The organism is Streptomyces gilvus (assembly GCF_022513565.1).
In the GTDB taxonomy this organism is placed as follows: domain Bacteria; phylum Actinomycetota; class Actinomycetes; order Streptomycetales; family Streptomycetaceae; genus Streptomyces; species Streptomyces gilvus.
Window position 1 is genome coordinate 825,832 of record NZ_JAKWBE010000001.1, and the last position, 24,698, is coordinate 850,529.

The following is a 24,698-nucleotide window of genomic DNA, read 5'->3' on the forward strand; positions in this document are numbered from 1 at the left end:
AAGGCCCTCCGTGTCCCCGACGCCCGCCCGCATCACCGCGGTCGACACCCATGACATCCGGTTCCCGACCTCGCGCGAGCTCGACGGCTCCGACGCGATGAACCCGGACCCCGACTACTCGGCCGCCTACGTCGTGCTGCGCACCGACGACGAGGACGGTCCGCAGGGGCACGGATTCACCTTCACCATCGGGCGGGGCAACGATGTCCAGGTCGCCGCGATCCACGCGCTGCGCCACCACGTGGTCGGACGGTCCGTCGACGAACTGTGCGCCGATCCCGGCGCGGTCTACCGCGACCTGATCGGGGACAGTCAACTGCGCTGGCTCGGGCCCGAGAAGGGCGTGATGCACATGGCGATCGGCGCGGTCACCAACGCCGTGTGGGACCTCGCCGCCAAGCGCGCCGACAAGCCCCTGTGGCGGCTGCTCGCCGAGGCCGACCCGGAGTGGCTGGTCGGGCAGATCGACTTCCGGTACCTCACCGACGCCCTCACCCCCGTGGAGGCGCTGGAGATCCTGCGCCGGGGCAGGGAGGGGGCGGGTGAGCGCACGGAACACCTGCTGGAGCGCGGCTACCCCGGCTACACCACCTCCGCCGGCTGGCTCGGCTACAGCGACGAGAAGCTCACCCGGCTCGCCGCCCAGGCCGTCGCCGACGGCTTCACCCAGATCAAGCTGAAGGTCGGCGCCGACCTGGAGGACGACATCCGCCGCTGCCGGGTCGCCCGCTCGGTCGTCGGACCGGACATCCGCATGGCCATCGACGCCAACCAGCGCTGGGACGTGGCGGAGGCGATCCGCTGGACCAAGGCGCTGGCCGAGTTCGACCCGTACTGGATCGAGGAGCCCACCAGCCCCGACGACGTCCTCGGGCACGCCGCCATCCGTGAGGCCGTCGCCCCGGTGAAGGTGGCCACGGGCGAGCATGTGCAGAACCGGATCGTCTTCAAGCAGCTGCTGCAGGCCGGCGCCCTCGACGTCGTCCAGATCGACGCGGCCCGCGTCGGCGGCGTCAACGAGAACCTCGCCATCCTGCTGCTCGCAGCCAAGTTCGGCGTCCCGGTCTGCCCGCACGCCGGCGGCGTCGGCCTGTGCGAACTCGTCCAGCACCTGTCGATGTTCGACTACGTGGCGGTCACCGGCACCACCGAGAACCGGGTCATCGAGTACGTCGACCATCTGCACGACCACTTCCTCGACCCGGTGGTGATCCGCGAGGGCCACTACCAGGCACCCACCGCGCCCGGATTCTCGGCCGCCATGCGTCCCGAGTCGATCGCGCGGTACACCTTCCCCGACGGCGACTTCTGGGTCGCCGACCTCGACGAGAAGAAGGGACAGGCGGCATGACCGACTTCGAGGGGCTGAAGGCCCTGGTCACCGGCGGAGCCTCCGGCATCGGACGGGCCACGGCCGAGCTCCTCGCCGCCCGCGGCGCGCAGGTCGCCGTCCTGGACCTGGACCCGTCCCCGGTGGAGAAGCCGCTGCTGGGTTTCCGCGCCGACGTCACCGACGACACCTCCGTACGAGAGGCGGTGGCCGCCGCGGTCGCCGAGCTCGGCGGGCTCGACGTGGTGGTCAACAACGCGGGCATCGGCGCCCAGGGCACCGTCGAGGACAACGACGACGCCGAGTGGCACCGGGTCCTGGACGTCAACGTGGTCGGCATGGTGCGCGTGGCCCGCGCCGCGCTGCCGCATCTGCGCGCCTCGCGGCACGCGGCGATCGTCAACACCTGCTCCATCGCCGCCACCGCCGGCCTCCCGCAACGCGCGCTCTACAGCGCGACCAAGGGCGCCGTGTACTCGCTGACCCTCGCCATGGCCGCCGACCACGTCCGCGAGGGCATCCGCGTCAACTGCGTCAACCCCGGTACGGCGGACACCCCGTGGATCGGCCGCCTGCTGGACAAGGCCCCCGACCCGGCCGCCGAACGCGCCGCCCTGGAGGCCCGCCAGCCCACCGGCCGCCTGGTCTCCGCCGCCGAGGTCGCGGGCGCCATCGCCTACCTGGCCGGCCCCCTCTCCGGCGCCACCACCGGCACCTCCCTCGCCGTCGACGGCGGCATGCAGGGCCTGCGCCTGAGGCCGGTGGGCCAGTGAGCATGCCCCACGGACTCGGTTTCGGAGCGGCCGGCATCGCCGGCCTCTACACCGAGGTCACCGACGAGCAGGCCTACGAGGCCGTCTCCGCCGCCTGGCAGCGCGGCATCCGCTACTACGACACCGCACCTCACTACGGCCTCGGCCTGTCCGAACGCCGCCTCGGCGCGGCCCTGCGCGAGCACCCGCGTGAGCAGTACACGCTCTCCACGAAGGTCGGCCGCCGGCTGGAGCCCTCGTCCGACGGCGGGGACGACCTCGCGCACGGCTTCGCCGTCCCCGCCACCCACCGCCGGGTGTGGGACTTCACCGCGGACGGCATCCGCCGCACCCTCGACGCGAGCCTGGAACGGCTCGGCGTCGACCGCGTCGACATCGTCTACCTCCACGACCCCGACGACCACGCCGAACAGGCCTTCCGGGAGGCATGTCCGGCGCTGGAGAAGCTCCGCTCGGAAGGCGTGGTCGGCGCGATCGGCGCGGGGATGAACCAGGCGGAGATGCTCACCCGTTTCGTCCGCGAGACCGACGTCGACGTGGTGCTGTGCGCCGGCCGCTACACCCTGCTCGACCAGAGCGCACTCACGGACCTCCTGCCCGCGGCCGTCGCCCGGGGCGTCTCGGTGGTGATCGGCGGAGCCTTCAACTCGGGCCTGCTGGCGGATCCGAAGCCGGGGGCGACCTACAACTACGCGGCGGTGCCGGCCGAGTTGCTGGACCGGGCCCTGCGCATCCAGGAGGTCGCCGAGCGGCACGGCATCACCCTGCGGGCCGCCGCCCTCGCCTTCTGCGCGGCGCACCCGGCCGTCACGAGCGTGCTGGTGGGAGCCCGTTCGGCGGCGGAGGTCCACGACTGCGCCGACCAGTTCGCGACGCCGGCGCCCCCCGCTTTCTGGCAGGAGCTGCGGGAGACCGGTCTGCTGAACACGGAGGACCCGTCATGAGAGTCGCCCTGCACACCAAGGTCCGCGCGGACCGCGTCGCCGAGTACGAGGGCGCCCACCGCGAGGTGCCCAAGGAGCTCACGGACGCCATCCGCGCGGCCGGCGCGAGCTCCTGGACCATCTGGCGCAGCGGCACCGACCTCTTCCACGTCCTGGAGTGCGAGGACTACGCCCGGCTCCTCGCCGAACTGGAGAAGCTGCCGGTCAACATCGCCTGGCAGGCCCGGATGGCGGAGCTGCTGGACGTGGTGCACGACTACTCCGCCGAGGGCGCGGAGGCCGGCCTGCCCGTCGTCTGGGAGCTGCCATGACCGTGGACGCACACCACCACGTCTGGGACCTGGCGGTCCGCGACCAGGACTGGATCCCCGAAGACAGCCCGCTGCGGCGGACGTTCACGGTCACCGACCTCGAACCCGAGGCGCGGGCCGCCGGGATCGACCGCACGGTCCTGGTCCAGACGGTCACCGTGCCGGAGGAGACCCCCGAGTTCCTGGAGCTGGCCGCCGCGCACGACCTGATCGCCGGTGTGGTCGGCTGGACCGACCTCACCCGTCCCGACATCGCCGACGAACTGGCCCGGCTGCGCGAACTCCCCGGCGGCGCGTACCTCAAGGGCGTCCGCCACCAGGTCCAGGGCGAGCCGGACCCCGAATGGCTGCTGCGCCCGGACGTGCGCCGGGGCCTCGCGGCCGTGGCCGCGGCGGGCCTGGTCTACGACCTGGTCGTCCTGCCCCACCAACTCCCCTCCTGCACCAAGGCGGCCGCGAGCCTCCCCGAACTCACCTTCGTCCTCGACCACTTGGGCAAACCCCCGATCGCCTCGGGCGCCCTCACCCCCTGGTCCACCGACCTGCACGCCCTCGCCGCCCGGCCCAACACCGTGGCCAAACTCTCCGGTCTGGTCACGGAGGCGGACCCCGCCGCCTGGACCACCGACGACCTCCGCCCGTACACCGAGACGGCCCTGGAGGCCTTCGGCCCGGACCGTCTGATGTTCGGCTCGGACTGGCCGGTGTGCACCGAGCGAACGCCCTACGGGCAAGTCGTCGACGCGGCCCGCCAGTTGACGTCCCCGGCCGAACACGCCCAGCTCTTCGAGACCACGGCCGCCCGCGTCTACGGCCTCTAGACCACCACCCCCGTCAGCCGCGTGGGCGGCAGATACTCCCGTACGTAGGTCCGCTCCCAGCACGCCCCCGTCTCCCGCAGCTCCCGCCAACTCGTGTACCGGTAGCGGAAGAGGCGGGCGCGGATGTAGCGGGGCGGGGCGTCGGGCGGGAAGGGGGAGCGGCGCAGCAGGCGCAGGGTGTCGCGGTCGTTCTCCAGGAGTCGTTCCACCAGGGCGCCGAACCAGGAGCCGGCGTACCCGGGCGACAGCGCGGCGAACCACATCAGCCAGTCCAGGCGCAGATGGTAGGGCGCGAACTGGCGTGGCCAGTGCCGTGGATCGCCCGGCTTGCCCTTGAACTCGTACTCCCGCCAGTCCGAGTCCTCCCGCGGTACGTCGTCGTCGGTGCCCTCGATCACCACCTCGTACCGGAACCGGCTGACGCTCCCGAACGCTCCATAGGTGTTGACCAGATGGAGCGGATCGAAGGAGCGGTTCATGATCTGGCGGCGGGAGATCATGTTGCGGACGGGGTGGTAGCTCAGCGCCGCGAGGAGGACGGCGACGGCCGGCACCAGGACCTCGTACCAGAGCGGGGTGACCGGGAGCGTGGACGGCGCGTCGTCGGGGAGCCGCAACGCGGAGGTCGCCAGCACGATGGTGATCCAGTTCAGCCAGGAGAAGTTGCCCGACAGGACCAGCCACAGCTGGGTGACGATCATCAGGGACGCCGCGGCCGTGGCGATCGGCTGGGGTGTGAACAGCAGGACGGGCACCGCGAGTTGGGTGACATGGTTCGCGGCCACCTCCACCCGGTGCGCGGGCCTGGGCAGATGATGGAAGAACCAGCTCAGCGGGCCCGGCATCGGCTGGGTCTCGTGGTGGTAGTCCAGGCAGGTCAGCTTCCGCCAGCACGCGTCACCGCGCATCTTGATCAGCCCCGCGCCGAACTCGACCCGGAAGAGGATCCAGCGCAGGAGGAACAGGACCACCACCGGCGGGGCCACCTCGTCGTTGCCGAGGAAGACCGCCAGGAACCCCACCTCCAGCAGCAGGGACTCCCAGCCGAACGCGTACCAGGTCTGGCCGACGTTGACGATCGACAGATACAGGGCCCAGGGGATCAGCCACAGCACCATCCCGGCCCAGAGCGGGACGTACGAGTCCAGCCCGGCGAGCAGCGCCGCCGAGAGAGCGCAGCCCGTCCAGGCGCAGACCGCGAAGAAGCGGTCCGAGTAGTGGAGTTGGAAGAGGCTGGGAGCCTGCCGGAAACGCACCCGCTCGACGAACCGGGGGACCGGCAGCATGCCGCGCTCGCCCATCAGCGCGCGGAACTGCAGGGCCGCCGTCAGGAACGCCACCAGGTACACGCCGGCCAGGGCCCGCTGGAAGACCAGCCGGCTCATCCAGTACTCGGGTGCGGTGAACCAGTCCACGGCCGTGCGCTCCTCACTTCATTGTCGCGCCGAACCCTATGTCACTCTCCGTGTAACCCTCCTCCGCTTGCGTAACCCAAGTGAGTGAAGCAGACAATAGTGACGAATTTCCTGGTCTGAGGCTGGAGGACGAGGTGCGGACAGTCACCGGAACCCTCGCCACCGCCTGCGCACTCGCGGCGGCACTCATCGCCGTCGGCTGCGTCGGCAGCGGCGGGACGGACACCGAGGCGCGCGGCGAGGTCTTTCTGCAGCCGGCCGCGGACCGGGGACCGGACCCGTTCACCCCGTCCACGGCCGCCACGACGACGCCCCCGTCCGCCGCCGCCCGTGCGGCGCAGGCGGCGGGTGCCCCGCGCAGCGCACGGGCCCTCTCGGGCGGCACCCCCGGGCTGTACGGCGGAACCGCCGGCGTCGGCAGCTGCGATGTGGACCGGCAGATCGCCTACCTCACCTCCGGCCCGGCCAAGGCCCGCGCCTTCGCCCGGGCGGAGGGCGTCACCGAGGCGTCCGTCCCCGACTTCCTGCGCGGTCTCGCGCCGGTCGTGCTGCGCGCCGACACCCGGGTCACCGACCACGGCTTCCGCCACGGCCGGACGACGGACTTCCAGTCCGTGCTCCAGGCCGGCACCGCCGTCCTCGTCGACGACCGGGGCGTACCGCGCGTGCGCTGCGCCTGCGGCAACCCCCTCACTCCGGCCGTCGCCGAACGCGGCCGCTTCGGCACCCAGGGCTGCTCCTGGTCCGGCTTCCGGCCCGGCCAGGTGATCGTGGTGACCCCGGCACCCCGGGCGATCACCAGCGTCACGATCATCGACGTCGTCGACGGCACCTGGATCGAACGCCCCATCAGCCACGACGTGCACCACGACCACGTCATACCGCCACCGGTCCGGGAGACCCCGGCGACGATGCCGACCCCGGCCCCCAGCCCGGACGCCGGCGAACCCGGCACAGGCATCGCCGCGCCGGCCGGCGTTCCGACGGCGACGGTCGCTCCGCCCCCGACGCCCGGCCTGACGACCACCGTCTTCGACAGCCCCACGGACGTCTTCGACGGCTGAGCGGTCATCCGCGACCGCGGGACGGGCACTCGTCGCAACAATCCGGTTCCTCCCGGTCGAAGAATCAGGCAAACCCTGGCAAGGTGGCCCCATGGTTGATCGGGGAGCGAGCGCCCTGTCACTCCCGGACGACTGGCCCGCCCATCCGGACCCGATCCTGGCGCTCAACCAGATGGGCAGTTTCGACTGGGACCTGGACAGCGGCCTGTTCCACATGGACGCCCAGGCCCACGAGGTCTTCGACGTGCGCCCCGACGAATACGACGGCAACCCCGGGAGCCTCAACGTCCGGGTCCCGCCCGCCGAGGCCTACCGTCTCGACGCCCTGGTCGCCCAGGCCATGAAGGACGGCAGCGAGAACTACGGCGCCTACTTCCGCATCCGCCGCCGCGACGGCAGCCTGCGCTGGACCCACACCCAGGGCTACATCCGGCGCGACGAGACCGGCCGCCCGCGCCGGATCATCGGCATCGTCCGGGACGCCACCCAGGAACTGATCGAGAGCGCGTCCCGGCAGGAGCAGGCCGCCCAGGACGAGGCCCGGCGCCGGCAGACCAACGTCGTCCAGCTCACCACGGCCGCCCTCGCCCACGCCCGCACCGTCCAGGACGTCATCGACGTCCTCAAGGACACCCACGGACTGACCCACCTCGGCGCGACCAGCCTGGTGATGGGCCTGGTCGAGGCCGGCCGGATCCGGCTGATCGCCGAGGGCCCCGAGGGCAGCTTCGTCCCCGGCACCCTCGTCACCGGCATCGACGAGCCCTACCCGATGAGCGAGGTGGTGCGCACCCTCAGCCCCCGCTTCATCGAGTCGCCCGAGGAGTTCGCCAAGGGGTTCCCCATCCTGTGGCCGCACATCACCGACCTGAACATCACCTCGGCGGCCTATCTGCCGCTGATCGTCCAGGCCCGCCCGATCGGCGCCATGGGCCTGCTCTACAGCGACCGACGCGGCTTCTCGCCCGACGAACGCAACGTGCTCGTCGCCCTCGGCAGCAGCATCGCGCAGAGCCTGCAGCGGGCCATGTTCTACGAGCAGGAGAAGGACCTCGCCTCCGGTCTCCAGCAGGCCATGCTGCCGCGCACCATCCCCAGCGTGCGCGGCGCCGACGTGGCCGTCCGCTACCGCGCCGGCACCGCCGCCGGCTCCCTCGCCCGGGACATCGGCGGCGACTGGTACGACCTGATCCCACTGCCCGGCGGCCGGGTCGGGGCGGTCATCGGCGACGTCCAGGGCCACGACACCCACGCCGCGGCCGTCATGGGCCAGCTGCGCATCGTGCTGCGCGCCTACGCCGCCGAGGGCCACACCCCGGCGGCCGTCATGGCCCGCGCCTCCGTCTTCCTGCACGAACTCGACACCGACCGCTTCGCGACCTGTCTGTACGCGGAGGCCGACCTGTCGACCGGGGTGGTGCAGGTGGTGCGGGCCGGGCACATCGACCCGCTGATCCGGGAGGCCGACGGCCGCTGCCGCCGTGTCCCCGTCGAGGGCGGGCTGCCGCTCGGCCTGTCCGCCGAGTTCCGCAGCCTCGAATACCCCGTCGGCACCCTCGAACTCGACCCCGGCAACACCCTCGTGCTGTGCACCGACGGCCTGGTCGAACAGCCCGGCGCCGACCTCGACGACGGCATGCGGACCCTGACCGCCCTGATCGCCACCGGCCCCGACGACGTACGCGATCTCGCCGACCGCCTCATCGACGTCGCCGAGGCCCGCGCGGGGGACGACGACGTGGCCCTGCTCCTGCTGCGCCGCCGCGGACTGGACACCCCGCAGTCCGGCGGCCGGCTCCAGCAGCACGTGGCACCCGGCGACCCCGAGGCCCTCACCCAGGCCCGGCACATGATCCGGGCGGCGGTCCGCGCCTGGGGCGCCGCGGACCGCGCGGACGAGGTCGAACTGGTCGCCGACGAACTGATCACCAACGCGCTGATGCACACCGAGGGCGCGGCGATCGTCACCCTCAGGGTCCTCACCGGCGGCGACCGGCGGCTGCGCGTCGAGGTGGAGGACTCCTCCAGCGCCCTGCCCCGGCGCCGCGAGGCGGGCGAGTCGGGGGTCTCGGGGCGCGGGCTGATGCTCGTCGACCTGCTCACCGACGCGTGGGGGGTGGAGGCGCGCGGCGGCGGCAAGTGCGTGTGGTGCGAGTTCGTCGTGCCGGGGCAGGACTGAACCCGCGTGGCGTTGTCGGTGCCGGGTGGCACTCTGGACGTATGCCGGAACTCCCCGAGGTGGAAGCGCTCAAGGACTTCCTGACCGAGCACCTGGTCGGGCACGAGATCGTGCGGGTGCTGCCCGTCGCGATCAGTGTCCTGAAGACCTACGACCCGCCGCCGACCGCCGTCGAGGGCCGCGAGGTCACCGCCGTGCGCCGGTACGGCAAGTTCCTCGACCTCGTCACCGACGGCGGCCCGCATCTCGTCACCCACCTCGCCCGCGCGGGCTGGCTGCAGTGGAAGGACCGCCTCCCCGACGGCCCGCCCCGCCCCGGCAAGGGCCCCCTCGCACTGCGCGTCGCCCTGGAGACCGGCGAGGGCTTCGACCTCACGGAGGCCGGCACCCAGAAACGCCTCGCGGTGTACGTCGTCCAGGACCCCCAGCAGGTCCCGGGCCTCGCCCGTCTCGGCCCGGACCCGCTCGCCGACGACTTCGACGAGCAGACCTTCGCGGGGCTGCTGAAGGACGAGAGACGCCAGATCAAGGGCGCCCTGCGCGACCAGAGCCTCATCGCCGGGGTGGGCAACGCCTACAGCGACGAGATCCTGCACGCGGCGAGGATGTCGCCGTTCAAACTGGCCGCGAGCCTCACACCCGAGGAGACCACCCACCTCTACGCGGCCCTGCGCACCACTCTGACGGAGGCGGTGGAACGCTCGCGCGGCGTCGCGGCCGGCCGGCTGAAGGCCGAGAAGAAGAGCGGCCTGCGGGTGCACGGCCGCACCGGCGAACCCTGCCCGGTGTGCGGCGACACCATCCGCGAGGTCTCCTTCAGCGACTCCTCGCTCCAGTACTGCCCCACCTGCCAGACCGGCGGGAAGCCGCTCGCGGACCGCAGGATGTCACGGCTGCTGAAGTAGCGGGACGTCCGGGGCCGGAGCAGCGGACGCAGGCCCGGATGGGTCTCGCCGTGGTCTCGCCCAGGTGGAGCCGCGCGGCGATCGACAGACCGGCTGGGCGAGGAGTCGGCGGTGCGGCTGCCGCGCACGGAGCCAGTGAGCGGATCCAGCCGTCAGTGCGGCTGCAGGGTCACCAGGTGCTCGCCTTGGGCCGTGCGTACGTCGTAGCGGGCGATCTCGCTCATGTGCATCGAGGACGTGCCCCGCATGGTGATCGGGCGGGCGTCGTGGCTGGGGACGGTCCAGCTGGTGAGGATCTGCTCGGAGCCGTCCCGGCCGACGGCGACCAGCCGGCAGGAGCGCGGGCCCGCGCCGTCCTTGATCTCGAGCTTGACGTCACTGCCCGAGTAGTCGTCGGCCGTCGTCACCCTGGCCCACACCCCCGACTTCGCGTCGGTCGCGGCGATCCGCGTCATTCCGTCGTCGCCGCCCTTGGCCGCCATCGCGATGCCGGGCCCCGCCGCGGCGACGGCCACCGAGGCGGCCAGGCCGTACAGGAACCGCCGCCGCGTCGCCTTGTGGCGGGCCGCCACCGCGCCCATCAGCCGGTCGAGCAACTGGGGGCCGGGCCGGGTCATCGGGCTCACGAACCGCGGTGTCGCCCGGCGATACAGCATCATCTGCCGGGCGACGGGCCCGAATTCGGTCACGTGTGCGGCGCAGCGCGCGCACTCCATGAGGTGGTCCTCGAAGCGGAAGGCGTCCGCCTCGTCCAGCACGCCGAGCGCGTACGCGGCGACGTCGCGGTGCGTTTCCTGGGACCTCATGCCGAATCCTCGTGCCGTTGGGTGCGGGTGGGGTGACTCCTTGCTCCCAGGTACGCACCAGACCGCGGATTCACTCAAGCCACACGGAGAATCGCAACCAAGGGATTCGTAGCGGCCCGGCCCCCGGATTGGTCCGGATCGCAACGAATCTAAAAAAGATGGATGGCGAGATGGCCCAGCGGCAGACCGAGCTGCCAGGCCTTCGTCCACACCTTCGGCCCCTCGTCCTCCCCGACCACCCCGGCACCACCCGGCACCGCGTTCAGGTCCGGCGCGAGCAACTCGGTCTCCTCCAGCCAGCGCCAGGCCGCCTCGGCCAGATCCAGGTCGGGCGCCGGGGCGCCGGATTCCACCGCTTCGGCGTACAGGTCGGCCATGCGTTCGCCCACCCAGTCCTGCCACGGCTGGTCGTACGCCGTCAGCGACAGCCAGGTCTCCAGCTGCGAGACCACCCGGATGCCGGAGAGTTCGCCGTCCGTGTCCGAGAGGAAGACGGTCAGCGCCAGCGCGTCACGCCCGGCCCGGAACTCCATGGACGTCGGCGGCATCAGATCGCCCGTCCTGAGCAGCTCGTCGGCGATGTACTCGGCGTACAACCAGGCCATGGGGACGACCAGTTCACCGTCTCCGGCGCCGTCCGTGCTCTCTTGACCTCTGTGCAGCATCCCTTCCTGCCTTCCTCCGGTGCGTGCTCGTCGCCCGGCTCCGGGGCCCGGACAAGGACCCCGAGCCCCCCAGTCCGGAACACGGATGAGGACAGCCGATTACTCAACCGGGGTCCTCAGCAAGGCGCTTTACGGAGGTTTGACTGAGCCGTTGGTTTCACCGCAGGTCGGCCGCGTATCCGGGAAGCACCCGGCGCAGGGCGCGCAGCGCGTAGTACGCGCGGGACTTCACGGTACCGGGCGGAATCCCGAGGGTTTCGGCGGCCTCCGCCACACTCGCACCCTGGAAGTACACGAGCACCAGGACTTCACGGTGCTCCGGAGTGAGTGTCTTCACAGCCTCGCGTACGTCGAGGGTCGCGGCGGCCCGCTCGGCGTGGTCGCCGATGACCCGCGCGTTCTCCAGGACCGCGTCCCCGACCTCGGCCGGCCGGGCCTGGCGCGCGCGCCGCGCGTCGATGGCGAGCCGCCGTCCGACGGTCAGCAGCCAGGGTCGTACGGACTCGAAGTCGTCGGCGCGCAGGGCCTCGGGGTGCTGCCAGGCGCGGACCAGGGTCTCCTGCATCAGGTCCTCGGCGCGCTGCAGGTCGCCGTCACACAGCCGGAGGAGGAAGGCGAAGAGGGGCCGGCCGTGCTCCCGCTGCACTGCGGCGAGCTCGTGCTCGGCGGTCGTCCCGTTCGTGAGGGTGGTTCCGGCCGTCATGGCCGTATGGCATCGCAGGGTGCCGATTTCGCACAGGGTCCGCACGGGGATCTGCGGCGGACGGTCGATCGCGTCGACGAACGGTTCGACGAACGGTCGCCTCCCGAGCGCCGGACGGGCTAATCGGCGTGCCGGAACCGGCTGCGGGGCCGGTCACCTTCGTACCGTTTGTCGGTAAATATGACCACTCTGGGGTGAGCTGATGATTGCACGCAGACGACAGGTTGCCCTGGCCCTCACGGCCGTCCTCGCCGGGGGCGCCGCCTGCCAGGCCCAGCACCACCGAGCGGCGGTCCACGCCGGACATCCTGCCCCGCCGGCCGCCCGCGGCTTCACGCTCGTCGCCTCCGGCGACATCCTGCCGCACGGCTCGATCATCGACCGCGCACGCTTCGACGGCGGTGGCCGCGCGTACGACTTCGGTCCGATGCTCGCCGGGGACGGACCCGTGGTCTCCCGCGCCGATGTGGCGCTGTGTCACCTGGACACCGTCTTCGGCGCGAACGGCGACGACACCGGCCACCCCTCCGTCAAGGCCCCGCCCGAGCTGGCGCAGGCCCTCGCCGCCACCGGCTACGACGGCTGCTCCACCGCCTCCGACCACACCCTCGACGACGGCGCCCAGGGCGTCCACCACACCCTCGACGTGCTGGAGGCGGCAGGAGTACGGCACGCGGGCTCGGCCCGCACCGAGGCCGAGGCGCGCACCGTGACCCTGTTGCGCGCGGGCCCGGCGAAGGTGGCGCACCTCGCCTACACCTACGACACCCACGGAATCCCCCTGCCGCCGGGCGAGCCGTGGGCCGTGGGCCTCCTCGACGAGAACCGGGTCGTCGCCGACGCCCGGGCAGCCCGGCGGGCCGGCGCCGACGTGGTCGTCGTCTCCCTGCACTGGGGCACCGAGTGGCAGGACGCCCCGGATGAGCAGCAACTCGCCCTGGCCAAGCGGCTCACCGCCGCCCGCACGGGCGACCGGCCCGACATCGACCTGATCCTCGGCACCCACGCCCATGTCCCGCAGGCGTACGAGAAGGTCAACGGCACCTGGGTCGTCTACGGCCTGGGCGACCAGATCGCCGGCGAGATGTACGACAACGACGGCCAACAGGACCCGCGCGGCAACCAGTCGACCATCGGCCGCTTCACCTTCGCCCCGCCGGCCAGGCCGGGCGGCCGCTGGCAGGTGACCCGGGCCGAGTTCGTCCCGCAGACGTTCGACATCGACGCCGGCCGGGTGGTCGACCTCAACCGGGCCCTGGAACAGGGCGCCGACGTGACGGCGGCACGCGACCGCATCCGCGACGTCGTGCTCAGCCGGGGCGCGGCGAAGGACGGTCTGGTGATGGGCGAGTGACGGACGCGCCCGTACCGCGGGCGCTCATCGCGCCGTCACGCCCAGACGTTGGCCTGCGCCTTGAAGGTCTCAGGGTCCGTCTCCACGGGCAGCACGCACATCAGATGACCGCCGGGTGCCCGCAGTACGCGGCCCTCCTGCCACCGCGACACCTGCTCGGCACCCAGTTCGATCAGGCGCGCGGTTTCCGCCTCGACGTCGTCGGTCTCGATGTCCAGGTGGATGCGGGGAGCGTCGTCGACGGCCTGAACCGCCATGACCAGCCCGGGCAGGGCCTGGTGGAGCGTGGTGAACTCCGGCGCCGGCGGAAACGGCCGGGCGGTCACGCCGAGAGCGGCCGACCAGAAGTCCGCCGCACTGGCGGCCTCGGCCTCGGGCGTGTCGATCAGAACGGCGTAGACGCGGCTTCTGTGCACGGAGTCTGTTCCCTTCGCGATGACGTGGTGTGACGCGGCACCAGTGTCCGTCATGGCGGGAGAGGGGAAAGCCCCGGCTGGACGGGGGAGGCCAGCCGGGGCCGTAGGTGGTGGATCGCGGAGGGCGGTCGCCTCTCGGCGGGGTGCTCCATGGGGCTTCAGCCGGACGATCGTCCCCATGGGCTGTAGGTGAGGCCCGGGGACACTGTCCCCTCCGCAGCCACGTAGACATGAACGGCCGACCGGCCCCGGTTGTTCCGCCGTCGACGCCCGCCGCGACGTGACGTGGCGCACACGGTCCGGCGGGTCACTCGACGTCCACGTGGTCGAAGGTCTTGAGCATCTCCTTCAACACCCGCACACATGACCGCAGTTCCGCCTCGGTGAGATCCCCGCCGACCTGCCGGTTCAGGGCGTGCTCGCGTTCGAGGATCGTGTCGATCATCGTCTCGCCCGCCTTGGTGATCCGGATCAGCGAGGACCGCTGGTGGGCGGGGTTGGGGATGGCCTCGACCCACCCCTCGGCCACCGCGTCGTTGACCATGCGCTGCACGAACTGCCGGGTCAGCGCCATGATCCGGCCCATCTGGGGCACCGTCATGGACCCGTAGCGGCGCAGCAGGACGAGCACGGAGCGTACGCCGACCGAGACGCCCTCGACCTGTTCGCCCTGCTCGACCTTGCGCAGGCCGCGGCGGTAGAGCGCGCCGATCAGGTCGAACACCTCGGAGACGCGGTCTCCGAGCTCGTCGGGGGAGAGGGGGGCGTCCCGGGGAGCGTCATCGTCGTTCACCCGGACATCATGCACCCGGACCATCATGACAACTTGGTTGTCAAAGCTGGAGATGTGTGACACCTTGGTTGTCATGATGGTTGCTTCCGAACTGAGCTACTTCGCGTCCGCCGACGGCGATCTCGCCTACCTCGACACCGGATCCGGAGACCTCGTGGTCCTCCTCCACTCCGGCTACGTCGACCACCGCCTCTTCGACGACCAGATCCCCGCCCTCGCCGCGGCGGGCTACCGGGTGATCGCGCCGGACGTCCGCGGCCACGGCTGGTCCGCCAACGCGAGCGAGCCCTTCCGCTGGGCCGACGACCTCGCCGGACTGCTCCGGCACCTCGACGCCGGCCCCGCCGCCCTGGTCGGGGTGTCGATGGGCGGCGCCATCGCGGGCGACACCGTGATCGAGTACCCGGAACTGGTGCGGGGCGTCGTCCTCGGCGGCGCCTCCGTCAGCGACTTCCGGTACACCTACGATCCGACGCAGAAGGTCGTCGCCGCCTCCGCCGTTGCCCTGAACGCGGGTGACGTCGAGGGCTGGCTGAAGGTGTTCCTCCGATCCGTCGCCGGCCCCTTCCGCACCGCCGACGACATCGACCCGCGCCTTCTCGACAGCCTGCGCGAGATGGCCCTGCACACCATCGCCAAGCACACCCCCGGTGAAACGAACTGGCACGTTCCCATGGCCGGCACCTGGCCCCGGGTGCCGAAGATCGACGTCCCGGTGCTCACCGTCAACGGCGCGCTCGACTCGCCCGACCTGATCGCCGACGCCGAACTCTTCGCCTGTACGGTCCTGAGCGGGCGCTCCGTGCTGGTCGAGGGCGTCTCGCACTTCCCGAACCTGGAGCGGCCCGAGGAGTTCAACGGTCTGCTCCTCGACTTCCTCCGGGGCCTGTGACCACCGCCAACGCCCTGCCGGCGCCTACCGCTTGTGGGAGTAGCCGACGCGAGCACCGCGTGGCTTGGCCACGGTTCCGGCCAGGGTGCTGAGTTTTCCGGGGAACACCTCGCAGACCCCCGATGCCCGCGTCGATGATGCCGCCTAAGCCTGTTCAGCAAGGGGGGTCGGCAGTAGTTTGTCGCGCAACCACTCGCAGCGCTCTCGGAGTTCCTCGTATGAGCAGCGACAGACCGGCCCTGACGCCTCTTCAGACACGGGCGACCACCGCCCAACAGGCCGCCACCCCGACGGCCCCCGACGGCCCTCAGGGCCCGACGGCATAACTCAGATCCTGCGCCTGGAGCGACGCGGGCCGCACCCGCAGCCACACCGTCCCCCTCACCGCGGGATCGCCGTACAGATACCGCACGAACCGCTCGTCCCACCGGTCCTCGTCCGGCCCCAGATAGCGAGCGAGCTTCCGCCGCCCCCGCGCCACGTCGAACGGCAGCAACTCCGCCCGCCCCCGCGCGATCACCTGGCGTACCAGCCCCGTCTCCACATCGCACTCGTCCACCACGAGCGCCACCCGCGGATCGTCCCGGACCTGCCCCGCCAGCCGAGCCCACGGCCCGGTCAGCACCCAGAACGCCGCGTCCTCCCACAAGAACCACACGGGCCGCACGGTGGGCCCGTTGGTGGCGATGCGAGCGGTCAGCGGCCGCAGCAGAAAGGAGTCCACGTCAAAGGGGTGAGAAGTCACCCCGGCATCATCGACCGCCCCCGCCCCACTGAACACCGACCACCGACCTAGGTCCACGGCCCGGTCTATGCTCCCCCGCATGACCGGACAGCTCGTCTACTGGAACGGCCCCGGTGCCGCCAAGACGTTCACCCACCCGGTGCACTCCGCTTGGCCGGCGCGAGCCGGCAGGCAGGCCCGGATCCTTGACTACGGCTGTGGATACGGGCGGGTCATGGCCGAGCTGGCGGAGCAGGGCTTCTCCGATGTGCGCGGGGTGGATCCGTCCGCCGCCCTGATCGCCCGGGGCCGCCGCATACGACCGGACCTGCGGTTCGAGGTGCTGGAGTCCCCGCCGACGTTGCACTGCGCGGCGGCGAGCTTCGACGTCGTCCTGTTGTTCGCGGTGCTGACCTGCGTCCCCGACGAGCAGGACCAGCGGGCGCTCGTGGCCGAACTGGGCCGGGTCCTGGCACCGGGCGGGCTGCTCTATGTCAGCGATCTGCTGCTCCAGGACGACGACCGCAACCGGGACCGCTATGCCGCGCACGCCCGGCGGTCCGGCGCTCCTCACGGAGTCTTCGTCACCGACGACGGCGCCGTGTGCCGGCACCACGGCATCGGGGATCTGCACGCCCTGCTGGCGGACCTGGAGCCGGTGGACGAGCGTCGTATCGACGTCGGCACCATGAACGGCCACCGGTCGCGGGCCGTGCAGCTGCTCTGCCGTCGGCGCTGAGCCCTACGGCACCACCGTCACCGGCCAGCGCCCCGTCTTCACCAGGCGGACCGCCACCGAGCCGACGATCCGGTGGCCCGCCTGTTCCGAGGCGCCCACCACCACCGCGTCCGCCCGCAGTTCGTCGGCCGCCTTGACCAGACCGCTGTAGGGGTCGCCACGGAAGGTGTGGAACTCCCAGCGCACGTCGAATATCCCCTTCAGCCGCTCGGTCCCCTCCCGGATCTGCGTCTTGATGTCCTCGGCGATCTCGCCCGTCGTCTCCGCCACCGGCGCCCCCATCGCCGCGCCCGCCGCCATCACCGGCTGCACGTAGACGACGGCGAGAAGCGCGCGCTGACGCCGGGCCAGGCCGCCGGCATACGCAGCTGCGCGCAGCGAGGAATCGGAGCCGTCCACTCCGACCACGATGACCTTCGGCCCGTCCGTACCCCGCTCGAACTGGTGAGAGTGCTGTTCCGTCACGGCTGCGAGGCTATCGGAAACCGCAGGTCCCACCGCCGCGCGGGCCCCTTCGACGGGCGCCTGGGCCGGGCTCTTCCTACAGTCGGAACCATGAGTGCCACAGCGCAGGCATCCCCGCCCAAGGACGGCGCGGGCCGGACGCGCCCGCCCGGCACCGGACGGCTGAGCCGGGTGCCCGAGGGCTTCGCCGCCTTCTTCGGCGCCCTCGGCCTGCTCTGCGCCCTGCTGGCCCTGATCCCGCCGCTGCGCGCCCTGCTCCGCCCGGTCGTCCGCTTCCTCGACCTGCTGATCGTCCCCATCAGCGCCAACCTCGCCTACGCCGTCTTCCTCTTCCTCCTGGCCGGCGCCACCGCAGCCCGCAAGAAGATCGCCTGGTGGCTGGTCGTCGTCTATCTCGGCCTGGTGGTCCTGACCGACGCCCTGGGCGTGTCCCTCGGCCTGTACGCCGCCTCCCTCCCGTCCCTCGTCGTCTGCGGCCTGCTGCTCGTCCTGCTGATCGTCGCCCGCGGGGAGTTCTACGCCGCCTCCCGCCGCGCCGCCGTCCGCCGCGCCGTCGGCGTCCTGCTCCTCGGCCTGGCCCTCGGCATCCTCGCCGGCTGGGGCCTGGTCGAGCTGTTCCCCGGCACCCTGCCCCACGGCCAGCGTCTGGCCTGGGCCGCCAACCGCGTGTGCGGCGGCCTCGTCTCGGCCGAGTCCTTCGACGGCCGCCCGCCCCGCGCCCTGTTCTTCCTGCTCGGCCTCTTCGGCGCCCTCGCCCTGCTCAACGCCGCCGCCACCCTCTTCCGCTCCCAGCGCATGGAGTCCGCCCTGCACGGCGACGAGGAGCCCCGCATCCGCGCCCTCCTCAAGGCCTACGGCGAGCAGGACTCCCTCGGCTACTTCGCCACCCGCCGCGACAAGGCCGTCGTCTTCTCCCGCAGCGGCAAGGCCGCCGTCACCTACCGCGTCGAGGCCGGCGTCTGCCTGGCCAGCGGCGATCCCGTCGGCGACCCGGAGGCCTGGCCGCACGCGATCGCCGCCTGGCTGGACGTGGCCCGTCTGCACGCCTGGGTGCCCGCCGCCATGGGCGCCTCCGAGGACGGCGCGAAGGCCTACGCCCGCGCCGGACTCGGCGCCCTCCAACTCGGCGACGAGGCCATCCTCGACGTGGCCGACTTCGACCTCGACGGCCGCGACATGCGGGTCACCCGGCAGGCCGTGCACCGCGTCCGCCGCACCGGCGCCACCACCCGCATCCGCCGCCACGCCACCCTCACCGACGAGGAGATGGAGGAGGTCGTCGACAAGGCCGACGCCTGGCGCGACACCGAGACCGAACGCGGCTTCTCCATGGCCCTCGACCGGCTCGGCGACCCCGCCGACGGCGACTGCCTCCTGGTGGAGGCCATCGGCGCGGACGGCCGGCTGCTCGCCCTGCTCTCCTTCGTGCCCTGGGGCCGCGACGGCATCTCCCTCGATCTGATGCGCCGTGACCGCAGCGCCCCGAACGGCGTCATGGAGTTCATGGTCGCCGAGCTGTGCGCCGCCGCCCCCAAGTTGGGGGTGCACAGGATCTCCCTCAACTTCGCCGTCTTCCGCTCGGCCTTCGAGGAGGGCGCCCGCATCGGCGCCGGCCCGGTCCTGCGGCTGTGGCGGCGCCTGCTGCTGTTCTTCTCCAAGTGGTGGCAACTGGAGGCGCTCTACCGCTCCAACGCCAAGTACCAGCCCGAGTGGTATCCCCGCTTCATCTGTTACGGCGACACGGGCGCCCTGGCCCGCATCGGCCTGGCCTCCGGGATCGCCGAAGGTTTCGTTTCCGTACCGTCCCTGCGCAAACTCTGGGGAAAAGGGCACTCGAAGGGCGCGTCCAGGCCCGTCACCACGGAAGGCCTGCCGTCGCTGTCGGCGCTCGGCCTCGCCGGAGGGGACGAGGCCGGGCCCGACGACCCCTTGGCCGGCCTGCCCGAACAGGTCCGCGTCCGCCACCACAAGCTCGACAGGCTGGCCGCCGACGGCACCGACCCCTACCCGGTCGGCATCCCGCGGCGCACCCACACCCTCGCCGAGGTCCGGCCCGGCGACGACGTCACCGTCGCCGGGCGGATCATGCTCGTCCGCGACTTCGGCGGCATCGTCTTCGCCGTGCTCCGCGACTGGTCGGGCGACCACCAACTCGCCCTCACCCGCGAGCGGTCCGGCCCCGCACTCGACCGCTTCACCGCCGACACCGACATCGGCGACCACATCAGCGCCACCGGCAGAGCGGGCACCAGCGACAAGGGCGAACCGACCGTCTTCGTCACCGGCTGGCAGCTGATCGGCAAGTGCCTGCGCCCGCTGCCCGACAAACGCCGGGGACTGGCCGATCCCGAGGCCAAGGTCCGGATGCGCTATCTCGACCTGGTGTCCAGCCCCGAGGCCCGCGAGGTGATCCGGACCCGCTCCACGGCCGTACAGGCCCTGCGGCAGGGGCTGTTGAGCCGCGGCTACCTCGAGGTCGAGACGCCGATGCTCCAGCAGATCCACGGCGGCGCCAACGCCCGCCCGTTCACCACCCACATCAACGCCTACGACCTCGACCTCTATCTGCGCATCGCCCCCGAGCTGTACCTGAAGCGGCTGTGCGTCGGCGGGCTGGAGAAGGTCTTCGAGATGGGCCGCACCTTCCGCAACGAGGGCGTCTCCTACAAGCACAACCCCGAGTTCACGATGCTGGAGGCCTACCAGGCGTTCGCCGACTACGACGTGATGCTCGACCTCGCCCGCGAACTCGTCCAGGACGCGGCCACCGCCGCCTTCGGCGCACCGGTCGCCCACAAGGACGGCAAGGAGTACGACATCTCCGGCGCGTGGCCGGTCAAGACCGTCTACGGGGCGATCTCGGAGGCACTGGGGGAGGAGATCGACGCGGACACCGAACTGGAACGGCTGCGGGGGCTGTGCGACCGGGCGGGTGTGCCGTACACCGCGGACGACGGCCGTGGCGACGTGGTCCTCGAAATGTACGAACGCCTGGTCGAGGAGAGGACCCAACTCCCCACCTTCTACAAGGACTTCCCGACGGACGTCTCCCCGCTCACCCGCCGGCACCGCACCGACCCGCGGCTCGCCGAACGCTGGGACCTGGTCGCCTTCGGTACCGAACTGGGCACGGCCTACTCCGAGTTGACCGACCCGGTGGAACAGCGCCGCCGTCTGACCGCCCAGTCCCTGCTGGCCGCCGGCGGCGACCCCGAGGCGATGGAACTGGACGAGGACTTCCTCGACGCCCTCGAATACGCGATGCCCCCCACCGGTGGTCTGGGCATCGGGGTGGACCGCCTGATCATGTTCCTGACGGGCCGGACGATCCGGGAAACCCTGCCCTTCCCCCTGGTCCGCCGCCGCTGACCCCGCGCAGCAGTCCCAGATCCCCGCCCCACGCGTCGAGCACCGGCCCGTGCCCGGCTGCACGGGCGAGCGGCTCGATGTCCCGGAACAGAGCGCGCTGGGTCTCCGGATCCCCGTCGGCCAGAATGCGGCGCACCACCGGCAGCAGCCGCCCGACGTCCCACCGCTCGTCGCCGAGCGGCCGGCGCTCGAGCTCCCACCGCAGGTACTTGTTGTACGGCCGTACCCGCCGGTGCAGCGCGAACAGCGTCTCCAGCGCGTACGGGACGCTCTCGGCGGCGTCCAGGTGTCCGAGCGTCTCCCGCCCGTCCCGGTAGCTCTTCAACGAGCGGTAGGTCTGGTTGACGTAGGCGTCGAGGCACCCGGCCGCCGTCGTGTGCGCCTCCTCGTCGTCCAAGGTCCGCTTGCGGTCGAGGATCGCGGTGATTCCCCCGTCCAGCCGGTCCAGCAGCACCTCGGCGTGCACGTACGCGTACCGGCTCCAGGCCTCGGGAGGAAACCCGCGCCGACGGAACTCCTCCAGGGTGAGCACCACCAGATCCAGGTGCCCGGAGCGGAACCCGTCCAGCTCGCTGAGCGGGGAGGCGCCCCACTCGCGCAGGACGACGTGCAGGTCGTGGTCGGAGCGGACGGTCGGCATGCCGTCGTGCACCTGGGAGCCGCTGAGGACCAGACCGACGACTCCGGGGTCGTCGCAGGCCCGCCTGACGAAGGCGGCGACGGTGTCGTCGGGGCCGTCACCGAGGACGGGAGGCGGTGTGGGCACGGGTGATCTCCGGATGTCGGGCGTGAGCGGCCTGCGGCCGCGCTGGGGCCGGTGCGCGTCTGCGGTGCGAGGAGCGCCGCGGGAGATCACTTCACGGGACGGACGCTAGCCGGAACAGCCGTCCGGGGAAAGCGAATTGTGGGGCGGCGCGGTGCTTGGGCCGAGTGGGTGGTTTCCCGGGGCCGGACCGGTGTCGCTGGGGGGCGTCGGTGTGGTGCCGGGCGAGTCATGACTCATGAAGAAGGATCAGTTCCTCACGCGGCGCCGGGCGTTGCTCGCCGGGGCCGCCGCCCTGGGCGCGGCCGGCACCGCCGGCGCGCTCGCGCTGCGCGGGGCAGAAGGGCCGGCCCGCAGGGCCGCCGCTCCCGCCGCCGGCCCGGAGGCACGCGCCGTGCTCAACCCCTCCGCCTACCGTCTGCAGCCCCTGACCGGCTACGGACCCCCGCAGGCCGCCCACGCCCGGCCCCCGGTCCTGCACGAGCCGTTCCTGCGCATGTCCGGCCGCGGTCGCACCATGCTGCTGACCTTCGACGACGGACCCGACCCCCGCTACACCCCGCACATCCTCGACACCCTCGCCGAGCACGAGGTCCACGCGACGTTCTTCGTGTGCGGGGAGCAGGCCGACTGGAACCGCGACCTGCTGGCCCGGATGGCCGACGAGGGGCACGTCGTCGGCAACCACACCTGGTCCCACCCCCTGCTGACGACGCTCACCCGCTCCCAGATCCGCAGCGAGATGAAGCGCACCAGCGACGTCATCGAGGACGCCTACGGCGAGAGGCCCCAGTGGTTCCGCGCCCCCTACGGCGTCTGGAACCGGGCCGCCTTCCAACTGGGCGCCGACCTGGGCATGGAACCGCTCGCCTGGACGGTCGACACCCTCGACTGGACCAGGCCCGGCACCCGCAGCATCGTCCACCGGGTCGAGGACGGCGCCGCCCCCGGCGTGGTCGTGCTCTCGCACGACGCCGGGGGCGACCGTTCCCAGAGCGTCCGGGCGCTCAAGGAGTATCTGCCCGAGCTTCTCGACTCCGGTTACCACCTCACCGTGCCCTGGCGCCCCGACGCATGAGCCCGATTTCGTCCGTCCGGTCGGGAATCCTCAGCGGACCTCGACCAGACGGGCGAAGACGACGACATTCCCGTCGTATCCGTGCTGTTTCGAGAAACCGCCGCCGCAAGTGATGACGCGGAGTTCCGGGGCGCCCTTGGAACCGTATACGCGGTCTCCGGGGAAGTTGGCCTTCGCGAAGACCTCGATTCCGTAGATCTCGAAAACGGCCGTCTTTCCGTCCTTCCGCGCGACCTCGACGCGATTTCCCTTCTTCAGGGCCCCCAGGCCGTAGAACACGGCGGGGCCCTGTTTGTTGTCGACATGGCCGACGACGACCGCGGTCCCCTTCTCGCCGGGTGAGACCGCGCCGGTGAACCAGCCCGCCAGGTTCGGGTCCTCCGGCGGGGGCGCCGCCACCCAGCCGTCGGGGTCCAGACCCACCGGCATGACCGGCGCGTCGACCCGGATGGCCGGGATCCTGACCCGGTCGGGCTGGGCGTAGGGCAACGCCTGGACGCTGCGGAAGGTGCCGGGGACACGACTGTCCGCCGCGGCCGCCGAGGCGGGCTGCGGCGGACCCACGTCGAACTCCCCCGAACCGTTCCGGATGAGGGCGAGGCCGGTCAGCAGAACAAGCGCTATCACGCCCCAGGGAGCACGCTTCTTCGGGCGCAGCTCCTCCTCTTCCTCGGCCAGCTCGAACGCAGACATTCGACTTTCCCCTCTCGACGCGGCCGTCGCCCCGTCATTCGCGCATACGAGAACGCTAAGTGGCGTGCGCGAAACCGGCGACGGGTGAGGCGCGAACGGGTGCCCCGCGTGTCTTCGGTGCGCCATCCGGGTTGCCGTCCCCAGGAATTTTCTGACGGCGTGTGACCTGCGCTGATGTCCGATGGTGCGGTAATCGGTCGGCGTGTCCTCTCACCAGGACGGACCAGCGCCGAAATGCGCGCGCGTGCACGGCGTCTGAGGGTCTTTCTGGGAGACGCTTTCTCGCCGATCGACCGGGGACGGGTCCCGGGGCGTCTTCCCCGGAGGATCACATGCGTACCACTCGTGCCCTGGCGGCGTCCGCCGCCGCGGTCGCCGTCCTCGGGATCGCCGCCCCCGCGTCCGTCGCGCGGGACGGCATGCCCAGCCCGAGCAACATCGTGGCCCTGCCCAGCGTCATCGCCCGGGGCGGACAGCTGACCATCACCGTCAACAACTGCAGCACCCCCGCCACCGCGAGTTCGGACGCCTTCCGGCCGATCCAGCTGACCTCGCGCAACGGCACCCTGGCGACCGGCACCGCGACCGTCAACCGTGACGCACGCCAGGGATCGCACAGCATCAGCGTCGTCTGCGCCAACGGCACCGTGATCAACCCCGCGGCCTTCTCCGTCATCGGCGGCGTCCAGGGCGGTCTCGGCGGCAGCAGCTCCAGCGGGGCCACGCCCACCGACGTGGCGATCGGCGGCGGACTGGTGGCCGCGGCCGTCGTCGGCGGCGGGTTGTTCTGGATGCGCCGCAGGGCGGAGCGCAGGATCTGACCCCGCACCCCTCGGAAGGACCGACTCACCCCTCGGGAGGACCGCTTCGGAGGACCGACCGCACGTGAAACGCCTTGGCCCCGGATTCCGTCGAGGATCCGGGACCAAGGCGTCGCGTCAGGAGCCGCGGCGCTGCGAGAAGTGGTAGGCCGCCCCGACGGAGCCCAGGATGAGCGCGGCTCCCATGCCGATCTCCTTCAGGTCGAACCCGGCGATGCTGCCGCCCTCACCGGCCTGCACGGCGCGGTGGGGATCGACGGGGTTCACCGGTACGGGCGTTGGGCCCACCGGACGGCCGCCCGCGATGGTCAGCCCCGTCGAGCCGCTCGCCCCGTCACAGGTGAACGTCACCTGGTAGACCGCCCCCGGGCTGGCGTCCCAGTAGACGGTCGCCGTGGCCACGGAACTGCCCCGGGGAATGGCGACGGTGTCGAACACCGCCGAGCTCACCGTGGCCGGTCCTCCGCAGCCGCCGTCGCGCTGGAGTCGCAGCGCGACCTCGCCGCCCGGGGCGACGCTCGAGGGCAGGACGCTGAAGCCGAACGGTGTGATGGTGCCGGCGAGGGCGGCCGGCGCGCAGAAGGCGAGGGCGCTGACGCCCAGCAGTGCGGCCGCAGCGACGCGTATCGCGCGCATGGTGGATCCTCCGGTCCCCGAGGAGCAGCCGCGGACCTT

Annotated in this window: 25 protein-coding genes; 14 read left to right on the forward strand and 11 right to left on the reverse strand. The window is 71.9% G+C overall.

What is annotated here, in order from left to right; genetic code table 11:
* The first annotated feature begins 10 nt into the window (after positions 1 to 10).
* Genes MKW14_RS03745 through MKW14_RS03765 form a run of 5 tightly spaced genes read left to right on the forward strand, consistent with a single transcriptional unit; the run spans position 11 to position 4,179 of the window.
* Positions 11 to 1,351: an L-fuconate dehydratase gene (locus MKW14_RS03745; protein WP_240858765.1), complete on the forward strand. Its 1,341-nt coding sequence runs from the start codon at positions 11 to 13 to the stop codon at positions 1,349 to 1,351.
* Positions 1,348 to 2,103: an SDR family NAD(P)-dependent oxidoreductase gene (locus tag MKW14_RS03750; protein ID WP_240858766.1), complete on the forward strand. Its 756-nt coding sequence runs from the start codon at positions 1,348 to 1,350 to the stop codon at positions 2,101 to 2,103. Before MKW14_RS03745 ends, MKW14_RS03750 begins: the two co-directional genes overlap by 4 nt.
* A gap of 2 nt (positions 2,104 to 2,105) precedes the next feature.
* The gene (locus tag MKW14_RS03755; RefSeq protein ID WP_240858768.1) at positions 2,106 to 3,047 is read left to right on the forward strand and encodes an aldo/keto reductase; all 942 of its coding nucleotides are present in this window, start codon (positions 2,106 to 2,108) and stop codon (positions 3,045 to 3,047) included.
* Positions 3,044 to 3,358 carry an L-rhamnose mutarotase gene (locus MKW14_RS03760; protein ID WP_240858770.1) on the forward strand — a complete coding sequence of 105 codons (315 nt, stop codon included), beginning with the start codon at positions 3,044 to 3,046 and terminating at the stop codon, positions 3,356 to 3,358. The genes MKW14_RS03755 and MKW14_RS03760 overlap by 4 nt, the downstream gene beginning before the upstream one ends.
* Positions 3,355 to 4,179 (forward strand): amidohydrolase family protein, encoded by an 825-nt coding sequence (locus MKW14_RS03765; RefSeq protein ID WP_240858771.1) that lies wholly within the window; start codon positions 3,355 to 3,357, stop codon positions 4,177 to 4,179. The genes MKW14_RS03760 and MKW14_RS03765 overlap by 4 nt, the downstream gene beginning before the upstream one ends.
* Here the strand turns inward: MKW14_RS03765 and MKW14_RS03770 are convergent.
* Complete coding sequence (locus MKW14_RS03770) at positions 4,176 to 5,594, reverse strand: lipase maturation factor family protein (RefSeq protein WP_240858772.1); 1,419 nt, start codon at positions 5,592 to 5,594, stop codon at positions 4,176 to 4,178. The genes MKW14_RS03765 and MKW14_RS03770 overlap by 4 nt on opposite strands.
* A 134-nt stretch (positions 5,595 to 5,728) precedes the next feature.
* Between MKW14_RS03770 and MKW14_RS03775 the strand changes: the two genes are divergently transcribed.
* From MKW14_RS03775 to MKW14_RS03785, 3 genes are all read left to right on the forward strand, one after another.
* Positions 5,729 to 6,658, forward strand: coding sequence for a DUF6777 domain-containing protein (locus tag MKW14_RS03775; protein WP_240858773.1), 930 nt, complete (start codon positions 5,729 to 5,731; stop codon positions 6,656 to 6,658).
* 91 nt (positions 6,659 to 6,749) lie between these two features.
* On the forward strand, positions 6,750 to 8,837 hold the full coding sequence (locus MKW14_RS03780; protein WP_240858776.1) for a SpoIIE family protein phosphatase: 2,088 nt from the start codon (positions 6,750 to 6,752) through the stop codon (positions 8,835 to 8,837).
* Between the two features lie 41 nt (positions 8,838 to 8,878).
* Positions 8,879 to 9,742: an Fpg/Nei family DNA glycosylase gene (locus tag MKW14_RS03785; RefSeq protein WP_240858780.1), complete on the forward strand. Its 864-nt coding sequence runs from the start codon at positions 8,879 to 8,881 to the stop codon at positions 9,740 to 9,742.
* 152 nt (positions 9,743 to 9,894) lie between these two features.
* Here the strand turns inward: MKW14_RS03785 and MKW14_RS03790 are convergent, their stop codons facing one another.
* The 3 genes from MKW14_RS03790 to MKW14_RS03800 form a co-directional block, all read right to left on the reverse strand.
* A complete protein-coding gene (locus tag MKW14_RS03790) occupies positions 9,895 to 10,548 on the reverse strand; it encodes a zf-HC2 domain-containing protein (RefSeq protein WP_240858781.1) in 654 nt (217 codons plus the stop codon).
* Positions 10,549 to 10,697: 149 nt separating this feature from the next.
* Entirely contained in the window at positions 10,698 to 11,213 is a 516-nt protein-coding gene (locus MKW14_RS03795; protein WP_240858782.1) for a hypothetical protein, read from the reverse strand.
* Between the two features lie 157 nt (positions 11,214 to 11,370).
* Positions 11,371 to 11,916 (reverse strand): sigma-70 family RNA polymerase sigma factor, encoded by a 546-nt coding sequence (locus MKW14_RS03800; RefSeq protein ID WP_240858783.1) that lies wholly within the window; start codon positions 11,914 to 11,916, stop codon positions 11,371 to 11,373.
* A 202-nt stretch (positions 11,917 to 12,118) separates the two neighbouring features.
* On the opposite strand from MKW14_RS03800, the gene MKW14_RS03805 reads away from it, so the two are divergent.
* The gene (locus MKW14_RS03805; protein WP_240858784.1) at positions 12,119 to 13,270 is read left to right on the forward strand and encodes a CapA family protein; all 1,152 of its coding nucleotides are present in this window, start codon (positions 12,119 to 12,121) and stop codon (positions 13,268 to 13,270) included.
* A 35-nt stretch (positions 13,271 to 13,305) separates the two neighbouring features.
* On the opposite strand, the gene MKW14_RS03810 is transcribed toward MKW14_RS03805, so the two are convergent.
* Together MKW14_RS03810 and MKW14_RS03815 are read right to left on the reverse strand one after the other, a co-directional pair.
* Complete coding sequence (locus tag MKW14_RS03810) at positions 13,306 to 13,686, reverse strand: VOC family protein (RefSeq protein ID WP_240858786.1); 381 nt, start codon at positions 13,684 to 13,686, stop codon at positions 13,306 to 13,308.
* A 307-nt stretch (positions 13,687 to 13,993) separates the two neighbouring features.
* On the reverse strand, positions 13,994 to 14,479 hold the full coding sequence (locus tag MKW14_RS03815; protein WP_374116526.1) for a MarR family winged helix-turn-helix transcriptional regulator: 486 nt from the start codon (positions 14,477 to 14,479) through the stop codon (positions 13,994 to 13,996).
* A gap of 73 nt (positions 14,480 to 14,552) precedes the next feature.
* Between MKW14_RS03815 and MKW14_RS03820 the strand changes: the two genes are divergently transcribed.
* Complete coding sequence (locus tag MKW14_RS03820) at positions 14,553 to 15,371, forward strand: alpha/beta fold hydrolase (protein WP_240858787.1); 819 nt, start codon at positions 14,553 to 14,555, stop codon at positions 15,369 to 15,371.
* A gap of 307 nt (positions 15,372 to 15,678) precedes the next feature.
* Here the strand turns inward: MKW14_RS03820 and MKW14_RS03825 are convergent, their stop codons facing one another.
* Positions 15,679 to 16,095 (reverse strand): pyridoxamine 5'-phosphate oxidase family protein, encoded by a 417-nt coding sequence (locus tag MKW14_RS03825; RefSeq protein WP_240858788.1) that lies wholly within the window; start codon positions 16,093 to 16,095, stop codon positions 15,679 to 15,681.
* Between the two features lie 100 nt (positions 16,096 to 16,195).
* Between MKW14_RS03825 and MKW14_RS03830 the strand changes: the two genes are divergently transcribed.
* Entirely contained in the window at positions 16,196 to 16,834 is a 639-nt protein-coding gene (locus MKW14_RS03830) for a class I SAM-dependent methyltransferase (RefSeq protein ID WP_240858789.1), read from the forward strand.
* 3 nt (positions 16,835 to 16,837) lie between these two features.
* Here MKW14_RS03830 and MKW14_RS03835 read toward each other — a convergent pair whose 3' ends face one another.
* Positions 16,838 to 17,299 (reverse strand): universal stress protein, encoded by a 462-nt coding sequence (locus MKW14_RS03835; RefSeq protein WP_240858790.1) that lies wholly within the window; start codon positions 17,297 to 17,299, stop codon positions 16,838 to 16,840.
* A 90-nt stretch (positions 17,300 to 17,389) separates the two neighbouring features.
* On the opposite strand from MKW14_RS03835, the gene lysX reads away from it, so the two are divergent.
* Complete coding sequence (gene lysX, locus MKW14_RS03840) at positions 17,390 to 20,668, forward strand: bifunctional lysylphosphatidylglycerol synthetase/lysine--tRNA ligase LysX (RefSeq protein ID WP_240858792.1); 3,279 nt, start codon at positions 17,390 to 17,392, stop codon at positions 20,666 to 20,668.
* Here lysX and MKW14_RS03845 read toward each other — a convergent pair.
* On the reverse strand, positions 20,604 to 21,434 hold the full coding sequence (locus MKW14_RS03845) for a hypothetical protein (RefSeq protein WP_240858793.1): 831 nt from the start codon (positions 21,432 to 21,434) through the stop codon (positions 20,604 to 20,606). The genes lysX and MKW14_RS03845 overlap by 65 nt on opposite strands.
* A 235-nt stretch (positions 21,435 to 21,669) precedes the next feature.
* On the opposite strand from MKW14_RS03845, the gene MKW14_RS03850 reads away from it, so the two are divergent.
* A complete protein-coding gene (locus MKW14_RS03850; protein ID WP_240858795.1) occupies positions 21,670 to 22,509 on the forward strand; it encodes a polysaccharide deacetylase family protein in 840 nt (279 codons plus the stop codon).
* A gap of 30 nt (positions 22,510 to 22,539) precedes the next feature.
* Here the strand turns inward: MKW14_RS03850 and MKW14_RS03855 are convergent, their stop codons facing one another.
* Positions 22,540 to 23,202: a class F sortase gene (locus tag MKW14_RS03855; RefSeq protein WP_240858796.1), complete on the reverse strand. Its 663-nt coding sequence runs from the start codon at positions 23,200 to 23,202 to the stop codon at positions 22,540 to 22,542.
* 332 nt (positions 23,203 to 23,534) lie between these two features.
* On the opposite strand from MKW14_RS03855, the gene MKW14_RS03860 reads away from it, so the two are divergent.
* On the forward strand, positions 23,535 to 24,023 hold the full coding sequence (locus MKW14_RS03860; RefSeq protein ID WP_240858797.1) for a hypothetical protein: 489 nt from the start codon (positions 23,535 to 23,537) through the stop codon (positions 24,021 to 24,023).
* Between the two features lie 117 nt (positions 24,024 to 24,140).
* On the opposite strand, the gene MKW14_RS03865 is transcribed toward MKW14_RS03860, so the two are convergent.
* Positions 24,141 to 24,659: a hypothetical protein gene (locus tag MKW14_RS03865; RefSeq protein ID WP_240858798.1), complete on the reverse strand. Its 519-nt coding sequence runs from the start codon at positions 24,657 to 24,659 to the stop codon at positions 24,141 to 24,143.
* Positions 24,660 to 24,698: the final 39 nt, after the last annotated feature.

Coding starts and splice junctions, on each gene's coding strand:
- MKW14_RS03820 (WP_240858787.1), top strand. CDS start 14,553: ATGATGGTTGCTTCCGAACTGAGCTACTTCGCGTCCGCCGACGGCGAT.
- MKW14_RS03805 (WP_240858784.1), top strand. CDS start 12,119: ATGATTGCACGCAGACGACAGGTTGCCCTGGCCCTCACGGCCGTCCTC.
- MKW14_RS03790 (WP_240858781.1), bottom strand. CDS start 10,548: ATGAGGTCCCAGGAAACGCACCGCGACGTCGCCGCGTACGCGCTCGGC.
- lysX (WP_240858792.1), top strand. CDS start 17,390: ATGAGTGCCACAGCGCAGGCATCCCCGCCCAAGGACGGCGCGGGCCGG.
- MKW14_RS03855 (WP_240858796.1), bottom strand. CDS start 23,202: ATGTCTGCGTTCGAGCTGGCCGAGGAAGAGGAGGAGCTGCGCCCGAAG.
- MKW14_RS03795 (WP_240858782.1), bottom strand. CDS start 11,213: ATGCTGCACAGAGGTCAAGAGAGCACGGACGGCGCCGGAGACGGTGAA.
- MKW14_RS03830 (WP_240858789.1), top strand. CDS start 16,196: ATGACCGGACAGCTCGTCTACTGGAACGGCCCCGGTGCCGCCAAGACG.
- MKW14_RS03785 (WP_240858780.1), top strand. CDS start 8,879: ATGCCGGAACTCCCCGAGGTGGAAGCGCTCAAGGACTTCCTGACCGAG.
- MKW14_RS03800 (WP_240858783.1), bottom strand. CDS start 11,916: ATGACGGCCGGAACCACCCTCACGAACGGGACGACCGCCGAGCACGAG.
- MKW14_RS03860 (WP_240858797.1), top strand. CDS start 23,535: ATGCGTACCACTCGTGCCCTGGCGGCGTCCGCCGCCGCGGTCGCCGTC.
- MKW14_RS03755 (WP_240858768.1), top strand. CDS start 2,106: ATGCCCCACGGACTCGGTTTCGGAGCGGCCGGCATCGCCGGCCTCTAC.
- MKW14_RS03780 (WP_240858776.1), top strand. CDS start 6,750: ATGGTTGATCGGGGAGCGAGCGCCCTGTCACTCCCGGACGACTGGCCC.
- MKW14_RS03760 (WP_240858770.1), top strand. CDS start 3,044: ATGAGAGTCGCCCTGCACACCAAGGTCCGCGCGGACCGCGTCGCCGAG.
- MKW14_RS03850 (WP_240858795.1), top strand. CDS start 21,670: ATGAAGAAGGATCAGTTCCTCACGCGGCGCCGGGCGTTGCTCGCCGGG.
- MKW14_RS03750 (WP_240858766.1), top strand. CDS start 1,348: ATGACCGACTTCGAGGGGCTGAAGGCCCTGGTCACCGGCGGAGCCTCC.
- MKW14_RS03765 (WP_240858771.1), top strand. CDS start 3,355: ATGACCGTGGACGCACACCACCACGTCTGGGACCTGGCGGTCCGCGAC.
- MKW14_RS03865 (WP_240858798.1), bottom strand. CDS start 24,659: ATGCGCGCGATACGCGTCGCTGCGGCCGCACTGCTGGGCGTCAGCGCC.